The sequence below is a fragment of the Dubosiella muris genome (genome assembly GCF_004793885.1).
GTDB lineage: Bacteria > Bacillota_I > Bacilli_A > Erysipelotrichales > Erysipelotrichaceae > Dubosiella > Dubosiella muris.
Genome location: NZ_SRYG01000013.1, coordinates 16,366 through 33,561, shown reverse-complemented (window position 1 = coordinate 33,561; position 17,196 = coordinate 16,366). Strand labels below are relative to the sequence as shown.

Annotated in this window: 16 protein-coding genes; 5 read left to right on the top strand and 11 right to left on the bottom strand. The window is 50.2% G+C overall.

The genetic code is table 11. The annotated features are described in order from the left end of the window. Positions 1–60: 60 nt before the first annotated feature. The gene (locus tag E5336_RS07165) at positions 61–666 is read right to left on the bottom strand and encodes an HD domain-containing protein (protein ID WP_135980429.1); all 606 of its coding nucleotides are present in this window, start codon (positions 664–666) and stop codon (positions 61–63) included. A 114-nt stretch (positions 667–780) separates the two neighbouring features. On the opposite strand from E5336_RS07165, the gene E5336_RS07160 reads away from it, so the two are divergent. After that, positions 781–1,788 carry an aromatic acid exporter family protein gene (locus E5336_RS07160; RefSeq protein ID WP_135980428.1) on the top strand — a complete coding sequence of 336 codons (1,008 nt, stop codon included), beginning with the start codon at positions 781–783 and terminating at the stop codon, positions 1,786–1,788. Positions 1,789–1,847: 59 nt separating this feature from the next. Here the strand turns inward: E5336_RS07160 and E5336_RS07155 are convergent, their stop codons facing one another. The 8 genes from E5336_RS07155 to E5336_RS07120 all read right to left on the bottom strand — a co-directional run bounded on the left by E5336_RS07155 (position 1,848) and on the right by E5336_RS07120 (position 9,635). Continuing rightward, positions 1,848–2,057 (bottom strand): hypothetical protein, encoded by a 210-nt coding sequence (locus E5336_RS07155; RefSeq protein ID WP_135980427.1) that lies wholly within the window; start codon positions 2,055–2,057, stop codon positions 1,848–1,850. 159 nt (positions 2,058–2,216) lie between these two features. Beyond that, the gene (locus E5336_RS07150; protein WP_135980426.1) at positions 2,217–3,284 is read right to left on the bottom strand and encodes an SIS domain-containing protein; all 1,068 of its coding nucleotides are present in this window, start codon (positions 3,282–3,284) and stop codon (positions 2,217–2,219) included. Between the two features lie 9 nt (positions 3,285–3,293). Further along, positions 3,294–4,289 (bottom strand): SIS domain-containing protein, encoded by a 996-nt coding sequence (locus E5336_RS07145; RefSeq protein ID WP_135980425.1) that lies wholly within the window; start codon positions 4,287–4,289, stop codon positions 3,294–3,296. A 15-nt stretch (positions 4,290–4,304) separates the two neighbouring features. Continuing rightward, on the bottom strand, positions 4,305–5,126 hold the full coding sequence (locus tag E5336_RS07140) for a PTS system mannose/fructose/sorbose family transporter subunit IID (protein WP_348687811.1): 822 nt from the start codon (positions 5,124–5,126) through the stop codon (positions 4,305–4,307). Further along, a complete protein-coding gene (locus E5336_RS07135; RefSeq protein WP_135980424.1) occupies positions 5,107–5,889 on the bottom strand; it encodes a PTS mannose/fructose/sorbose/N-acetylgalactosamine transporter subunit IIC in 783 nt (260 codons plus the stop codon). Before E5336_RS07135 ends, E5336_RS07140 begins: the two co-directional genes overlap by 20 nt. Before the next feature lie 9 nt (positions 5,890–5,898). Continuing rightward, positions 5,899–6,369, bottom strand: a complete 471-nt coding sequence (locus tag E5336_RS07130) for a PTS sugar transporter subunit IIB (RefSeq protein ID WP_135980423.1) — start codon at positions 6,367–6,369, stop codon at positions 5,899–5,901. A gap of 18 nt (positions 6,370–6,387) precedes the next feature. Beyond that, entirely contained in the window at positions 6,388–6,816 is a 429-nt protein-coding gene (locus tag E5336_RS07125) for a PTS sugar transporter subunit IIA (RefSeq protein WP_135980422.1), read from the bottom strand. 125 nt (positions 6,817–6,941) lie between these two features. Continuing rightward, positions 6,942–9,635 (bottom strand): sigma 54-interacting transcriptional regulator, encoded by a 2,694-nt coding sequence (locus E5336_RS07120; protein WP_135980421.1) that lies wholly within the window; start codon positions 9,633–9,635, stop codon positions 6,942–6,944. A 110-nt stretch (positions 9,636–9,745) separates the two neighbouring features. Between E5336_RS07120 and rpoN the strand changes: the two genes are divergently transcribed. Continuing rightward, positions 9,746–10,972: an RNA polymerase factor sigma-54 gene (rpoN, locus tag E5336_RS07115; RefSeq protein WP_135980420.1), complete on the top strand. Its 1,227-nt coding sequence runs from the start codon at positions 9,746–9,748 to the stop codon at positions 10,970–10,972. A gap of 192 nt (positions 10,973–11,164) precedes the next feature. Here the strand turns inward: rpoN and E5336_RS07110 are convergent, their stop codons facing one another. Together E5336_RS07110 and E5336_RS07105 are read right to left on the bottom strand one after the other, a co-directional pair. Next, on the bottom strand, positions 11,165–11,962 hold the full coding sequence (locus tag E5336_RS07110; protein WP_135980419.1) for a YoaK family protein: 798 nt from the start codon (positions 11,960–11,962) through the stop codon (positions 11,165–11,167). 79 nt (positions 11,963–12,041) lie between these two features. Continuing rightward, positions 12,042–12,923 carry a DMT family transporter gene (locus tag E5336_RS07105; protein ID WP_135980418.1) on the bottom strand — a complete coding sequence of 294 codons (882 nt, stop codon included), beginning with the start codon at positions 12,921–12,923 and terminating at the stop codon, positions 12,042–12,044. 139 nt (positions 12,924–13,062) lie between these two features. Between E5336_RS07105 and tig (E5336_RS07100) the strand changes: the two genes are divergently transcribed. From tig (E5336_RS07100) to tig (E5336_RS07090), 3 genes are all read left to right on the top strand, one after another. Beyond that, entirely contained in the window at positions 13,063–14,295 is a 1,233-nt protein-coding gene (tig, locus tag E5336_RS07100; RefSeq protein WP_135980417.1) for a trigger factor, read from the top strand. A gap of 93 nt (positions 14,296–14,388) precedes the next feature. Beyond that, entirely contained in the window at positions 14,389–15,855 is a 1,467-nt protein-coding gene (locus E5336_RS07095) for a glycoside hydrolase family 1 protein (RefSeq protein ID WP_135980416.1), read from the top strand. 100 nt (positions 15,856–15,955) lie between these two features. Then, a complete protein-coding gene (gene tig, locus E5336_RS07090; protein WP_135980415.1) occupies positions 15,956–17,170 on the top strand; it encodes a trigger factor in 1,215 nt (404 codons plus the stop codon). Positions 17,171–17,196: the final 26 nt, after the last annotated feature.

The following is a 17,196-nucleotide window of genomic DNA, read 5'->3' as shown; positions in this document are numbered from 1 at the left end:
TTTGGAAATTACTTGTTCATTATACTCAAAATGAAAGAAATTGAAAACAATGAAAACGAATTATTCGTTTTTCAACTCTTCTCCCACGTGAGGACGGATGAAATGTTCCAGAGAATAGTCCCACAATGCTTTGGAGCCCAGGGCGGAGGGCTCGTTGCGCTGGAGCACCTGGCTCAATTTGATCCCATTGCGTTTCCACATTTCGCCGCCGGTCGCGTCGTTGAGCATTGTCGGCTGGAAGTTGTCGAGGCAGCGGGCGAATTTGGCTTCCGGAGTCTTTCGCTCTTCGAACTCCTGCCACAAGGAAAGAAAAAACTGTTTTTGATCGGCGGGAAGGAGACCGAAGAGGCGGTTGGCCGCTTTTTGCTCGCGCTCGAAATGGCTGGCCTGCCCTTGCTCGTCGTAGGCGTACGTGTCGCCAGCGTCGATTTCCACGATGTCGTGGATCAGCAGCATCGTGACGGTTTTGAACAAGTCGATATCCTCGTTGGCGTATTCGCTTAAAACAATCGCCATGAGCGCGGCGTGCCAGGCGTGCTCGGCGTCGTTTTCAAAGCGGGAAGCGTCGGATAAAAGCGTGCGGCGCTCGATGGTTTTTTCTTTGTCGATTTCTTTCGCGAAGGCGATTTGGGAATGGAGTCTGTCGGCGGATTTTGCGGCGGTCATTTTTGTTCCTCTACTTTCATGGTTTTTATTGTACAATGTTTTTTGTTTTTTTCCTATATGTGATATGGTGGACGGGGAAACGCGGAAAACGATATGAATCGGTAGAAGAAGGTGATGACGATGCAGGTTTCCATTACGGCGCGAAAGACGATCATTCAAGGTTTGAAACTGGCTGCCGGCACGATTCTCGCGGTGGCGCTTTCGAAAAGTCTGGGAATCTTGTCCCCGTACGCGACGGGAACGATCGCGTTGATTACGCTGCTTTCAAGCAAATGGGAAACCGTGCGGCTTACGCTGTATCGTCTGCTGACGTATTTTGTGACGGTGGCGGTTTCCTGGGTCGTGTACCGGCTCGTTCCGCTGCCCATCGTCGCGTTTGGACTCATCATGGCGGTACTGTACTGGTTGTACAACGCGTGGCATTTGTTGTCGACGCTGGCGGTGAATGGCGTCATTTGCTCGCATTTTATGACATATCAGGACTTTAGCCCGGACATGATTTTGCATGAGTTTTTGATTGTGCTCATTGGCGTGCTAAGCGCGTTGCTTATCAACCAGTTTTACACGAAGCGAACGACGGAGCGGGCGCTTCGGGGGTGGATGGCGAAAAGCGATCAGGAGCTGGTGGCGATTTTGGAGCGGATCGCCAATCATTTGGACGAGGAGCCGGCCAAGGCTTTTCATGTGACGGCGTACGAGGAAAGCCTGACGAAAGCGTACGCGCTGGCCAGGGATTTTGAGGAAAACACGTTTTCCAAACACACCAATTACTATGTCCAGTATTTCAAGATGCGGCTGGCGCAGTGCCATATTTTGAAAAGCATGCTTTGGGAGCTTCGCCGCATGCCAATGAATCCCAAACAGTCCAAAGTCGTGACGAATTACATTCGCTATTTGTCCCGGTATATTTTGGAAACCAACGCCCCTTTGGCGCAGCAGAAAGAGCTGGAAAAGCTCATGCGGCAAATGAAGGACGAGCCGCTGCCCGCGACGCGGCAGGAGTTTGAGAGCCGGGCGTATTTGATGCACATTCTTCTCGATCTCGAGGAGTTTGTCGCGTGCAAGCAGCATTATATTGACGGATTGAGCGAAAAACAAAAAGCGGCGTACTGGCGGTCATGAACACAAAGCAAAAAAAGGTCTGTTTTGAAAAGGAGCAGACCTTTTTCATGCGGAAAGATTCAATCCAGCGAGTGGAGCAGTCGGGAATACCGCAAGGCGTACCATAAAATGAGCGCGGCGATCGCCGAAGCGATGCCTTCCAGGGAAAAGGAGAAAAACTCGATTCCGGGGCACCACACACAAAGGCAGGCGCACAACGCGAAGCAGGGGATCAGAATCCATAAAATCAAAGCGGTCGTGGAACGATCGGCGAGTAAAAGTTTTAACATGTGTTTTCTCCTCCTTATGGTTCTAATTATAAGAGCGGGTGTGGAAAAAGAAGAAGAGAGCGCTTAAAATGAAACAACTTTTTCAGTTTTTGAAAGAAAACGCGTGAATTTTGAGAAAATGGGATGAAAAAAAGAGTCCGCGCGATCGGACTCTAAAAACTAGGCTTCGTCTTCGTCGTAGTTGACAAAATGCTCGGTTTTCGCAGACGCGATTTTTTTGAATTCCTTCAGAAGCGGGTGCTGCATCGTGCTGTGCAGTTTTTCGCTCACCAGCGCGCTGAGCAGTTGAGGAACCGGAAGCTCGACAAAAGAGGAGAACCCGGATTCCACTTTTGGTTTGATTAGCAACGCGTTTGGATCTTCTTGAAAGGCTTCATCCATCGTGATGAGATACGCATGGTCGGTAACCGATTTGGCGGCTTTGTACACTTGATGCAAGCGCGTCGACGCATCGTCGTTGCTGTCAAAAAAGAACAGCGTGTATTTTGGCGTGAGCTGGAGGTTTGGCCCGTGAATGAACTCTTCCACCTCGTAGTAGACGCTCGGAATATGAATTGTTTCTCCGATTTTTAAAGCGGCCTCCATGCCGACGCCCGCACTGGCAGGCGTGCCAAGACAGTAGACGACTTCCATTGCCGAAAGAGCTTTCCAGTGTGTCTGAATAAACGGAAGCGTCCGGGATTTGGCGTCTGTCCATGCCAGAAGAATCGTGGCCCAGTCTATCGTTTGACGGTTTGAAACGATTTGAGCGAAACGAAGCCAATAAAGGCACAAGGTACTGACGCCTTTAGTGACGTAACCGACGAGTTCCTCGCCTACGCCGTATTCTAAAACGAGCTTCGTATGGTCTTTGACATCGGCCTGCTTGTTTCCCGTTAAACAAACGACATCTTCATAAGATCGCAAATGATCAAGAACCGCGATCGCGTTGGTGGACAACCCGCTTTGCGTAATGACGACGATAAGGTCGTCCGGCTTGATATCCGGTGTATAATAAAGAAAGGTGAATGGAGTCATCAATTCCACTCGTGTTTCCATCCACCTTGTCATCAAGGGCTGTGCGCAGGCACAGGCGTTGAAACTGGAGCCGGAAGCCACCAGCCAAAGCGTTTCCGGCTTCTTTTTTTTGTACAATGCAATCAAAGGTTCCATTTGGGCCGAAGAGGATAGCAGCGCCTGACAAGCCGGGAGCGTTTGTTCCACATAGTCCTGTATCGTGAACTTCATAGATTTCTCCTAGTATTCCAGCGCCCGGTAATACCGGCGGATTTCCATCGGATGCTTCGTTTCGTCCTCCATGTGGACGTCGATCCGGTTGTTGACCGCGTGCATAACCAAATGGGAGATCTCACCCCGGTATTTTTCGCTGATTCCTTCCAGCGCGTAGTCTTTCGTGTCGATGAATGTGTAATTGCCGCAAATACGAGGCAGGAAATTCGCCACTCTTTCCGACAAAACCCGTTGTTTGTCTTCACCTAAATATACGGTCACAGGCGTTTCTTTTGTTACGATTTCAAACATGCCATGGAAAAATTCCGGCGAAGTGATGGATTTTGTTTTGATCCAAAGCTGTTCCTCCCAATAGCACATCGCGTACGAATAGGTCGCTCCCCACTGGTTTCCCGCGCCGACAAAGTAGTGTAAGTCGTCGTTCCAGTGTTTTTTCGCGAACTCGATCGCGAAAGGCTCCGCTTCTTTTTCCACTTCGACAAGCGCTTGCGCCAAATGCTGATCAAATTCCTGATACATTTCTTCATAATCGGCAAACTCGCCCGCGTTGCGCATGAAACGATCCGCTACCATGAAGAATTTCAACTGCTCGTTTTGCTTGTAGGAAATGACGTGGTCCACCATCTTCGCCAGATCCGCTTCGGGCGCGTCAATAAACCCGATCACCGTCGCACCGGCTTCCTGCGCCTTTTTCACGGCTTCAACCACTTCAATCGTGTTGCCTGTCACGGACGACGTGATCACAATCGTGCCTGCGCCAATGCGCTTGTTGCCTGTCGTCAAGTATTCCGCCGCGTTTTCCGCCCAGGTTTCGATGGCGGATTTTTCCTTCATATGCACGGTCGCCTGCTGCGCGCTCGCCCACGTGCCGCCAATGCCAAGCCACACAATGTTGGTGTAGCCTTTTTCGCAAATCCCATCCACGATTTCCTCAATTTGCCCACGGAGCGCCAGCGCGCCCTGCACGCTTTCCACTTTTTCCTGTTCGTTGAATTTTTTCATCTTTTTTTCCTCCTTTTATCCTAAGATGCCAAAGAACGCACCGACAAAACCAATCAGGATAAACACGATCAGCAGTGTCGTCGTTTTCACGTTTTTAAATTTCAGCAAGTAGTAAATTCCAAATGTAAATAACAGTGGCACGATTCCAGGCATGATCTGGTTGCAGATGTCGCCAATCGTCGTCGCCTCCTCGCCGGTTCCAATGACCATCGGAATGTTGATGGCGACGTTTTGCGCGGTCATTCCGCCAATGACGATCAATCCCAGAACCGATGCGCCATACGTGAGCATTTCCATCCAGCCGCTTTTTTGCAAAGTAGCCAGAAAGCCGCTTCCGAGTTTGTAGCCCGCGTTCATCAAGTAGTAGCGAAGACCCTGCGCGGGAATATTGAAAATCAGGAAAAATAAAATCGGTCCCAAAATATTGCCTTGCGTGGCCAGCGACAAGCCGACACCGGTCGCGATGATGCGCAGCGTTCCCCAAATGAAGGAGTCGCCGATGCCCGCCAGCGGACCCATCAGGGATACTTTCACGTCGTTGATGGATTGCGTGTCAAAATCGGGATCGTTGGCGTTGGATTCCTCCATCGCGGCCGTGATGCCAAGAATGAGCGTAGCCAGCTGCGGCGTCGTGTTGAAAAACTCCAAATGCCGTTTCATCGCCGCTTCCTGGTCTTTGGGATCGGGATACAGCTTTTTGATCACGGGGAGCATGCAATAGCAATAGCCAATATTCATCTGCCGCTCATAGTTCCAGTCCCATTCCAAACCGAACGAACGCCAAAAGACGGACATCAGCTCTTTCTTTTCCAGTTTTTTAGAAGTCGTCGTCATCATCCATTCCTCCTTGCGCGCCAGCGGGCTGCAGCATGCTCGTCCGCTTGATCTGGGTTAAAACGATCGCGATGATCGCGCCGAACACCGCGATGCCCGTTCCTGGCAAATTCAAATAAACCGAGAGGCCGAAGCCTAAAATAAAGAAGCACACATTCGCTTTGTTCATGATCATTTTCATGAGCAAGCCAAACCCGATTGCCGGCAGCAGACCCATCGTGATTTCCAGTCCTTTGGAAATCCAAGCCGGAATGATCGCCAGAAACGCCTCGATGGCCGGGCCGCCCAAATAGTAGCCAACGGCTACGCAAAGACCGATAATCAAGTTCACACCGAAGAATCCAGCCAGATAGTGCACGGTCGCGACGCCTTGCATGTTGTCTTTTTGGGCGTACTCATCCGCCTTGTGTACGAAAGGAGGCAGGATGAACACCATGCCAAAGTTTTTGGCCAGCAATACAAGAGAAGCGACCGGCAAACCGATTGCCAGGGCGGTTTCCGCGCCGGAACCAGTCGTAATGGCGAACGCCGTGCCGAGCACGGTTCCCGAAATCATTTCGGGCGGGATGCTGGCGCCAATCGAGAAGGCGCCCATGAAGGCGAGCTCCATCGTGGCTCCGATCTTTACGCCCAGTTCAATATCTCCCAGCACGATACCCGTAAAGGTTCCCATAATTAGCGGACGGGACAACAAACACGTTCCAAGTAAATATTCGGCGTTGCCAAGCATAGCAACCAGGCCAAGCAAAATAGACTGTATAAGCATGGTGTCCACCTACAGCGCCTTTTCTACCGGAACCGGCGTGTCTTCCGGCACCATCTGAATCGTGACGTCGACTCCGTCGGCGACGAGCTCTTTTAAAATTTGTTCCTCTTCGGATGTGATGTTTACCGCTTTGGAAATATTGCGGGTCGCATCGGTTGCCTTGGTGCCTCCAAGATTTAAGGCTTGAATGGCATCCACGTTTTGGATGAGCGTGGCTGCATCCGCGATGCTTTCGACGACGATAAACAGCTTATATTTATCGGTCACACCACTATTAAGCGCTTTGACGCTGTCGGAAATCGACTTGATGACAAGCTTGACACCGTTTGGCTTGGCCATTTTCATCGTCGTCTTGCGCAGTTCGTCGGAAACGACCGCGTCGCAGGCGATCAGGATGCAGTCGGCGTTCAGCGCGCTCGTCCAGGAAAACGCCACCTGACCATGAAGCAGCCGGTGGTCAACACGTAGTTTTTTAATCATAGTTTTTTGTTCCTCCTTTTAAAAATCTTCCTCTTCGCATGGCTTTTGGATCTTTTGATAGTTCGTTACGCACAACCCTTCCTGGCCGGCGCGAACCAGCCGCTCTTGAATTGCCGGATTTACACAAATCCTTTCGGGCGTTGACAAGAGCAGATCCAGCACGATACTCATATTGACTCCGCCGAATACCACGACGTTTTCAAACCGGCACAGCTGAGAAACGGCCGTATGGACGCTGCCGCCTTTGACATCGCATAAGAAGATAAACTCGTCTTCGGGATGCGAGGCGATCACGGCTTCCATTTGATCTGTGTAATCTCTTGGACTGCACGATGGATACAGGCAATATGTGTCGATTTCCTTGGCTAGGTCGCCCACGATCATTTCCACAGAATTTTTCAATCCTCTGGCAAATTCGCCGTGGGAAGCAATTACGATTTTCCTCATCATATATCCTCCTTTCTTTTTTTATTCTTCTCACTTGTATTCAAGCAAGAAGCGTGCCATCCGTCATTTTTATTTTTTTTTTGGATGTTTCGCTTCACTTGTATACAAGCAAAAAGTGTGCCAGTTCAGACACACTTTTGAAAGTTTTTATCGTTTTTGACATAATCGAACATATAGCCGATTTCCTCGACTGGAATATGGACGCCATAAAACGCCTCGACATCCTGGAACGATTCGCAAACCGCGTCGATAAATTGTTTTTGACGGGTCTGGAAATGTTCAATTTGCTTATAGTTTTCGATACCGCGATTCATGACGAGCCGTTCGATCAGACAACTCACATGGACGTACAAACCGAAGCATGTGTTGTTCGTGAGCTGGCAGTCAATCAAAGTTTGAAGCCGGTCGATGGCGTTAGCCACATGTTCCAGCAGTTTCGTCGGATTCAAAATCGTCAACGCGTTCATGATATTGGACAACGAGAAATTTTTCACGATGTTCTTTTTGAAAATCGCCAGCGCGCAAGGATCCATATAGCTTTTCAAATACAAATCAAGCGAGTTCGTGCTTTCCTGCAAAATCAAATCATCCAGCGCGACAAACGGGAGGCGGTCGATATTTGGATTCAACGTTCCGACTACGCAAATCACCTGATATTCCGCGAAGGCCAGATCTTCGATGCCTTTTAAAAGCAAGGAATTGTAATCGTATGTCAAGACGTGGATGGAAGAATCCGGCGGCAAAGAATCAAGAATTACGGTTTTCAGCTTTTCGGCCACACCAAGTCCGCTTGCGCAAGAGCAGATGATCAGCTTTTGTTTTTCACGATTGCGCTCGATATGATAGGAAACCGTACACGTGTTTTTAGCCGTTTCAAAAATCTCCTCCATTGGTTGCCCGCGCTTCAGTCCTTCGCCAATGGATAAGGCCATTTTTAAGTTGAGTGAGTTGATAATCCCGACATTTACATTGCGGATGTTCAATCCTTTCCACACGTCTTCCAGAGAGCCAAGATCGACGAGCAGAAACAACTCCTCGATGCCATCCATCTTTTTCAAATAGTCATTCAATTCGCGAATGCATTGCTCCTGGGAAATCGAAAGCGGCATATCAATCGCGTCGAACACATACTCGTCAAGAAGCTGGTTGACACAAACCGAAACCGAGCTGGCGGTTGAAAGTCCATGAGCCAGGATCACGCCCATTCGTTTCGGAATCGACTGCTGCTTTTCCAGTCCGGAAAGCAGCAGCGCCAAAACCAGACGATGCAAATCGTTCAATTTATAATCAAACGCCCGGCCAAGCATGCAGTCGATTTCAGACGCCATGCTGTAGTAACGAAACTTTTGTTTTTTCATTTGCAGCGTAAGTTTTTCAATTTGAAGCGGGTTTTGGCTTTGCAAAAAATGAAGAAGCCTGGATTGGCGTAAAAACGATCCCAGCGCTTTTTGAAGCGTTTCTAAATCCTTGCTTGAAAGTTCCATATGGTAGCCGGCGCAGACGTGCCGGACGCTTTCATACAGTCTTTGCTCGCAGAGTGCCGAATTTTCGCCGCTCAAATGCTGAATGAGCCAGCTGCTTTCGGCTTTCCAGACAGCGAAGAAGGTATCCGGATTTTCTAACGATTCGATTATTTCCTGATAAAACGCCAAGTCGTTTCCGGCGCTATGATCAAGATCCAGCAACTCGTCGATATAAATCCAAGACGGCTCCTCCAATTTGTTCAGGGACGCCACCGATATGTTTTTTGAAAGCGCAGAAGGCAGATTTTTGGCAGTGATTTCCATTTCGCCGCTATCGTTGATTTGAAACAGCGCCTGAACGCAAGAAGATTGAATCGTGCTTTTCAGTCCGCCAATATTTTCCGGAAACGGATAGGATACGAGCAGTCGAAAAACGGTCGAGCTTATTTTGATTCGAACATTCAATCGCTGTTGTTCGGTTTTAAAAATGGAGTGAATCATTTGTACCTTTTCATAGGTGCCCCGTTTTGATAAATTGGGAACGGTGATATTCATCGGAATTCGGCGCTGCAACGTTTTGAGAAGGACTTTTTCCGGATCCTCGGTTGTCGCGAAAATGAGCCGGACATGGGAAGTGTGCCACGTTTTGTTGTCGCCCATTCGATGATAGATGGACTGGTCCATAAACTGGAACAGCTTTTCCTGGCATTCCCCTTTTAAATTATGCACTTCATCAAGAAACAAGACACCGCCGTCTGCCAGCTCGATGAGGCCCGGTGTCGTCTGCTCGGCGCCTGTAAACGCGCCTTTGACGTAGCCGAACAGGTTGGCTGTCAAAAGCTCGGGATTGTTGGCGTATTCGGAGCAGTTGACCGAAACGAATCGGGCATCGGGTTTGAGCAAGCCCTGGCGGCTGGCATACTCGTACGTGAGGCGGGCGATTAAACTTTTTCCCGTGCCTGTTTCGCCCGTCAGCATGAGGGGAAGCCCGTTTGGCGGATAGGAAATCGTCGCCTTGCATTGCTCGACAAGGGAGGCGAGGCTGCCGTCGTAGCCAACCAGTTTTTCAAAGTCGGCAGGTTCTTTCGCCAAGCCGGCAAGCCAAAGCTCGAGATTGCCGATTTTTGTATCGGAAATGGAAAGGTTGTATTGATTCTCTAAAGCGGCGCGGCTTAAAAAGCGAACCGGTTTTCCTTCCGCTTTGATGAGTCGCCCTTCCTGAAACAGCTGCTGGAGCGCAAACGTAATTTTGTTTTTAGGAACTTGAAGAGTCTCGGATAAAGAAGCCACGGTATTTTGATCATAGGCACCGGACAAGGTTTGTTCGTAGATTTGACGCAAAAGAGTATCTTTCATAGGAATCACCTACAGGGAGTATATTTTGAAAAAAAAGCAAAGTCAAACGAATCCTTGTCACGATTTGTTGGCATGTTTCTTGCTTATATACTAGTGAGGAGGAAGGCGGTATGAAGCAAAATTTTTCTCAAAAACAAACCCAAAAACAAACCTTGACACTCACGCAAACGATGAAAAAATCACTGGATGTCTTGAAAATGGACCAGGAGGAGCTTGTCGAGTGCATGCGGGAACTGGCGTTTTCGAATCCATTTGTCGAATTGGACGAAAGCCGGGACTGGAACCAAATCATAGAGGAGACATTCTCGAAACGGCCGTCGCTTCAAGATGATTTGTACATGCAGTTGCGCACAAGCGGCTACGCTTACGATAAAAACCTTTGCGCATATATTATTGAATCGCTGGATTCCCATGGCTTTTTTCTGGAGGATCAAGAAACGGCGACTCGTGTTTTGGATTGTTCGGGCGAAGCACTGAAACGAGCCTTGCGTTGTGTCCAGTCTTTGGAACCGGCGGGCGTCGCGGCGACGTCAAGAAACGAGTGCGTCGTTTTGCAGCTGCGAAAAAAGAACGAGGATTTCGCGGCCCGGATTTTCCAGATGTATCCCGAGGCGTTGGCGAAAAAAGATCTGGCGGGCATCGCCAAAGCGGAAAATGTTTCGACGAACCGTATCCACCAGGCTCTCAGGGCGATTCAATCTTGTTCGCTCGATCCATGTCAGGCCTACGCGTCAGAGGCGCCTTCCTATATCCGTCCGGATTTTGAGATCAAAGTGGCGCATGAACAAATTGAAATCGTGCCTCGAACCGCGGGTGCTTTGCGAATTGACAATCAAATCGGCGTTTTGAAGGAGCCTAGCCCGGAAATCAAGGCGTATTTGGAAGAAGCGCGGTTTTTTATAGATTCTGTCAATAAAAGAAACAAGACTTTGCTCATTTTGATGAACGAGTTGATTCGGATACAAAAGAACTATTTTTTATTTGATGACGAATTGAATCCGTGCACGCTCCAGCAAATCGCGATGAGAACCGGTTTTCATGAATCGACCGTTTCCCGCACGCTGTCGAATAAGTACTACCAATATGGAGATCAGATTTTTGCGGTCAAAGATTTGTTTATTTCAAAAACGAAAGGCGGAACGAGCAAAGACTCGATTGTCAAAGCGCTGCGCCAGCTTGTGGAGCAGGAGGATCCGGACAATCCGTTAAGCGATCAGGAGCTTTCCGAAGCCTTGGCGGATATGGAATTGTATGTTTCCCGACGGACAGTCGCAAAGTATCGTACAAGTATGAAAATCCCGGGATCAAGCCAAAGAAAGAAAAAAATGAAAAAATAAAGCTTTAAGGGTGGTCATTTATAAATAAAAGCGTACAATAAAGACGAGGGGATAGAATTTCTGGCGCGGAAAGCCTGGAATGTTCTATCTGATAAGCAAAACGCACAAGGGAACCGCTATTTTCAAAGCGCTTTTCCAGCCGGCGTTTGCGGAAAGTTCAATCAAAGGTTTAGAGAATATAAAAAAGAAGTCTTAATGTCCTTTCGGGGTCATATCGAAGACTTCTTTTTCTTTCACGAGATCGGCGTAAATGAGCTGGATGAAAATAAAGCCAAGCGGAATCAAAGTAAACCAGATGGCCCGGCCGGAAAACACCGCGCACAAAAATGTGGAGAGCACGCCGCCGGCCACAAAGACGCCCAGCATGCCGACATGCAGCCACGCCCGCTTGGAGAACGCCTGGTTTTCCGGATGCTTGAGGGCTTTGACGATATGAATGCCAAGCTGGCGGACGTGGTTGGTGCAAAAGGTCGTCGCCATCGGAATGCCCCGCGCCTGGCGAAACGTGTTGTACTGCATCGAGCACAGCACGTTGATCGTAATTTGGGTGATTTGGAACGGCGCGCTGTCCGGCACGAAGCCCAGCAGGGCGACCGCCACGATTTCCAAACCGATCAGGATCGTATCCCAGCGCAGCCAGTGATGTTTTTTGATCGGGGAAGGGAGGGCCTCGGAAACGATGGTTCCAAGCAGGTAGGCGCCCATCGGCACGAGGTAGTACACGGCTTTCATGAAGTTGGCGCTGCCCAGCGCCATGGCAAACAACACAAAGTTGGCGGTTTGCGCGTTGCAAAACACGCCCCCGCGAATCGAATACGTGTAGGCGCCGTAAAAGCCGCCGACGAACATCAGCAAAAGGAACACGTGACGCTTTTCGCATTCCAGATACTCGAATTCGCTTTCCTCGGTTTCCTCGATTTGTTCTTCGGCGAGCTCGTCGATGAGCTCTTCCTCGATTTCCTGTTCCACTTGTTTTTGAAGTTGATTCATACGCCCCCTATTATACTCGGGAATGAAAAAAAGTGGACAGAAAGCCTTTAAAAAATGGAATTTTTTGTTGACAGCGCTTTCAGCTGGCCGACAGGATGGCGCCGCACAAAACAACCAGGGCAAACAGCACTTCCCGCCCCGAAGGGACGGCGCCCAAAATCAAAAAGGACAAGCCGATCGACCAGGCGACGTATGTGATATTGAGCGGCATCGCTTTCGTGGATCCGATTTGGTGCAGCGCGTGATAGTAGCACAAGTACGACGCCGTGCCGGCCAGCGCCGCCAGCGCGATCCAGCCTATATGATGCTGGACGACCATGGTTTCCGCCAGTTCCCAGCCCGAAATCAAATTCATGATGACAAGCCCGTATCCAAGGGCGGAAACGCCCTGGCGCATCCACAATGCCTGGTCGCTGGAAATCGTTTCTTTTTTCATTCCCTGCTGCGCGAGCAAGCCTTCCAGTCCCCAGCACACCATGCAAAGCAGGGCGCAGCCAAGGCCAAGCGGAAAATTTCGAATCGAATCGTTTGGCGTCATCGACAACGCCACGACGCCGCCCAAGGCGACAAACATGCCAAAAACTTGTTTTCGAGTCAGCTTTTCTTTGAACAGGACAACGGCCATCAGCGCCCCAAAGGCGGGATACAAGCTGGAAAACGCGGCCGTGTAGCTTGGTCCCATGAAGAAGATCGCGCTGACGTAGCCGCTCATGCCGAGCGGGCCGCCCAAAATCGAAGCCAGAACGATCCAAAGTCCTTGTTTCGAACGCAGCACGCGCACCGCTTTTTTTATTCCCTTTTTCCATCCATGGTAAAACGTCAAATAAACAAACGAGCAGGTGTCGTGCAAAAACGCCGCCACGAGCGGCGCGATGAGCAGCGCCTCGTAAAACGAGAGCGCCTTCGAGAGCACGACCGTGTCCAGCGCCCATAAGACGCCCGCGAGCAATCCAAAACCCATAAAATAAATTCCCCCTTTTTCGCTTGTCTATTTTACCATAGGCTCTGTCGAAAGGTCGCAGGCGAAATGCAGGCAAACGCATTGTTGCAAGGACAAAGGACACGATACAATATAAAAACACAGGAAAGAAGAGGATCTTATGCAGTATACAGTGAATCATCGAAACGAGGAAATCGTCGTATTGGATGTGACGATTTCCAAAACAGAATTGGAAGAGACGATGGCCAAGGCGAAAGAAATGCTCCAAAACGCAGACGAGAAGACCGTGCGCCAATACGCTCTCAACTACGAGATTTCCAAGGCGATCGAGGAAGAGTTTGTCAAGACGCGTTCGAAGCTGGCCACCGAGCCGGAAATCGAAGAAAAGGAAAACGAAAACGGCGATATCGAGGCGCGGGTGACGTGCACCTTGATTCCGGCCATCGAAGTGGGACAATACACCAACTTCCAGCTGGAAAAACAAATTGTCGACGTCAAAGAGGAAGAGGTTCTGGCGGAAGCCCAAAAACAAATCGCCGCGCATCCGGTATGGGAGGAAACCGACCAGCCGGCCACATCCGGAAGCCAGGTCATCATCGACTTCGTTGGAAAAAAAGACGGAACGGTGTTTGAAGGCGGAAGCGGGACGGATTATCCGCTCGTTCTTGGATCGGGCGCTTTCATTCCCGGCTTTGAAACGCAGCTGATTGGCATTCGAAAGGGCGAGCAAAAAGCGGTGGAAGTGACTTTCCCGGCCGATTATTTTGAAAAGAGCCTGGCGGGAGCGCCGGTCGTTTTCGACGTGACGTGCAAAGCGGTGCAGGAAGCCGTGGAACCGGAGCTTACGGACGCGTTTGTCGCCAAGCTGGGCCACGAGCAAATCAAAACGGTCGAGCAGCTGAAGGAAACGGTCAAAAACCATCTCGTTTCCGTGAAGGAACGCGAGGCGGACGACAAGCTCGCGGCGGCGATTTTGGAAAAAGTGATGGCGCAAGTGGAAGTACGCGTTCCGCAAAAGATGATTGACAACCAGGTGGCCCAGCGCTTGAGCCAGCTTCAAAATCAAATCCAGCAATACGGGATGACGATGGAGCAGTATTTGAAAATGAGCGGACAGGAACTGGACGCGTTGAAAGCGCAGCTCGTTCCGATGGCGACGCAGGAAATCAAGCAGGCGCTCGTGCTGGACGCGATCGCTCAAAAGGAGCAAATCAAAGCGGACGAGAAGGAACTGCAAGCCGAGTACGAGCTGCTCGCGCGGGTGTATCAAATGCCGGCTTCCCAGCTGGTGCAAATGATTCCGGCGCCGGCGGTGGCGACGCAAATCGCGCAGCGCAAGACGATGGACTTCTTAAAAGACCACAACATGGAAGGGGACAAAGCCGGGCAGTAGCCGGCTTTTTTCAAAAATGAAACACAATGAAAAAAAGAAAGCATCCCAATACCGAAACCGTGTTAAAATAAACGAAAAAGAGAGGGAATAAATATGGGATTTCCAGAAGGATTTTTATGGGGCGGCGCAATCGCGGCCAATCAGGTTGAGGGAGGCGCGCGCGAAGGCGGAAAAGGATTTTCCGTCGCCGATATGGCGCGATACAAGCCCGATGTCGACGTAAAGAACTATCAGGCGCACAACGCGATTTCGCTCGACGAAATCGAGCGGGCGATTCAGGACGGGGACGACGCGTATCCGAAGCGGCGCGGCGTCGACTTTTACCATCGCTACAAGGAAGACATCGCGCTGTTCGCGGAAATGGGATTTAAAACGCTTCGTCTTTCGATCGCCTGGTCGCGGATGTTTCCGCGCGGCGAGGAGGAACTGCCTAACGAGGAGGCGGTCGCGTATTATCTTGACGTGTTCAAGGAACTGAAAAAGTACGGGATCGAGCCGGTTGTCACGTTGTCGCATTACGAGATGCCGCTGGATCTGGCGCTGAAATACAATGGCTGGACGAGTCGCAAAATGATTGACTACTTTTTGAATTTCGTGTTTGCGTGCTATTCGAATTTTGGCGAATACGTGAAGTACTGGCTGAACTTCAACGAGATCGACTCGATCATCCGGCATCCGTTTACGAGCGGGGGCATCGTGCCCCAGCTTTGCGAGCCGGGAACCTTGCGCCAGGCGTGTTATCAGGGGGCGCACCATCAGTTCGTGGCGAGCGCGTACGCGAAGATGCTGATGGAAAAACTGCTGCCGGACGCGAAGATGGGCTGCATGCTGACGAAACTGACGACGTATCCGCGCACGTGTCATCCGGAGGATGTCGCCTTGACGCAGCAAGTCAATTTGGAAAACTTGTTTTACACGGACGTGATGGTGCGCGGCGAATATCCAAAGCTCATGCGCAAGCGGTTCGAACAGGAAGGCATCCGAATCGAGATGCGGGAAGAGGATGAGGAAGTGCTCAAGGACGGCACGGTCGACTTCGTTTCGTTCAGCTACTATATGTCGCGTACGGAATCGGCCAGTCCAGACGCGGACCGGGTGCCGGGCAACACGGTGACCGGGGTGAAAAATCCGTTTTTGCCAAGCAGCGACTGGGGGTGGCAAATCGACCCGGTTGGATTGCGCATCTCGCTGGTTGAATTGTACGACCGCTACCAGGTGCCGTTGTTTGTCGTGGAAAACGGCATGGGCGCCATGGATGTCGTGGAGGCGGATGGAAGCATCCACGATCCGTACCGGATCGCTTATTTTAAAGACCATTTTCTGGAAATGGAGAAGGCGATCGACCTGGGCGTGGAGGTTATGGGCTACACGTCGTGGGCGCCCATTGACTTGATTAGCGCGTCGACGAATCAAATGAGCAAGCGGTACGGCTTCATTTATGTCGACCAGGACGACGAAGGCCGCGGCACGCTGGAGCGAAGGCGGAAGGATTCTTTTTACTGGTACAAGGACGTGATCGCGTCCAACGGGAAAAGCTTGCACGAGGAAAATGAGGATTGAATTTTGAATATATAGTTTCGCGCCTTCTCTTGCAGGCAAACGGTTATCCGAATTGTTATGGAGAGATTATAATGAAACTGTAGAAAGAAGATGGATCATCATGGATAAAAAAATCAATAAACCAAATAAAGACACAGTGCTGATCGAGGCGGTTGTTGCCAAAGCCGACTTGGATGAAGTCATTAAAAACGTCGCGGAAAGCCAAAAATCGGAAGACGAGGCGGCCAATTTAGAGTCCGCGAAACAATTCGAGGCGATGCAGCTCATTCAGGAGGCGATCATCGAAGAAGGATTGAAGCTGGCGACCCAGCCGGAAATCGAATTTAAAGAGGAAAAAGACGGCGACTTGCGCATTACGGTGGCTTGCACGCTCGTACCGGATGTCAACTTAGGAAAGTATACGGGATTCGAAGTGCTGAAAGAAGAAGTCAGTGTAAGCGACGAAGAAGTGCTGGAGTATGTCAACCAGCAAATCCAGTCCCAGGATATGTGGGAGGACGTGGATCGGCCCGCGCAGGACGGCGACCAGGTCGTTATCGACTTTATCGGCGTGAAAGACGGCGTTCCGTTTGATGGCGGAAGCGCGGAAAACTATCCGCTGATCTTAGGTTCGCATTCCTTCATTCCCGGATTTGAAGAGCAGCTGATTGGCATTCAAAAGGGAGAACAAAAGGAAATCAACGTTTCATTCCCTGAGGATTACTTTGAAGCGTCGCTGGCGGGCGCGCCGGTTGTTTTCCAAGTCACCTGCCACGCGGTGAAGGAAAAGATCGCGCCGCAGCTCGATGACGCGTTTATCGAAAAGCTCGGTTTGGAAAATGTGAAAACCGTCGAGGAGTTCAAGGCGACGTCCAAAGAACATATGCGGGAGATCAAAGAGCAGGAAGCCAAAAACAAGCAGGCGATTGAAATTTTGGACAAGGTCGTCGCGGATGCGCAAGTGGAAGTGCCGCAAAAGATGATCGACCAGCAAGTCGACCAGCAGCTTAACGAGCTGAAAGGTCAGCTCCAGCAATACGGCATGCAGTTTGACCAGTATATGCAAATGGCGCAGACAACCGAGGAAGAGTTCAGAAAGCAGCTTGAGCCACAGGCGGTTACGCAAATCAAACAAGCGCTGATTCTGATCGCGATCGCTGAAAAAGAAAAGATCGAAGCGACACAGGAAGAAATCGCGCAGGAATATGAATTGATGAGCAATCTTTACCATATGCCGGCCGAACAGCTTCAAATGTTCATTTCCGACGATGTCATTCGTCCGCAAATCGTGCAGCGCAAGACGTTGGATTTCTTAACGAAAAACAATTCAAAATAAAATATGTTAGCCAGCAGCCGCTGGCT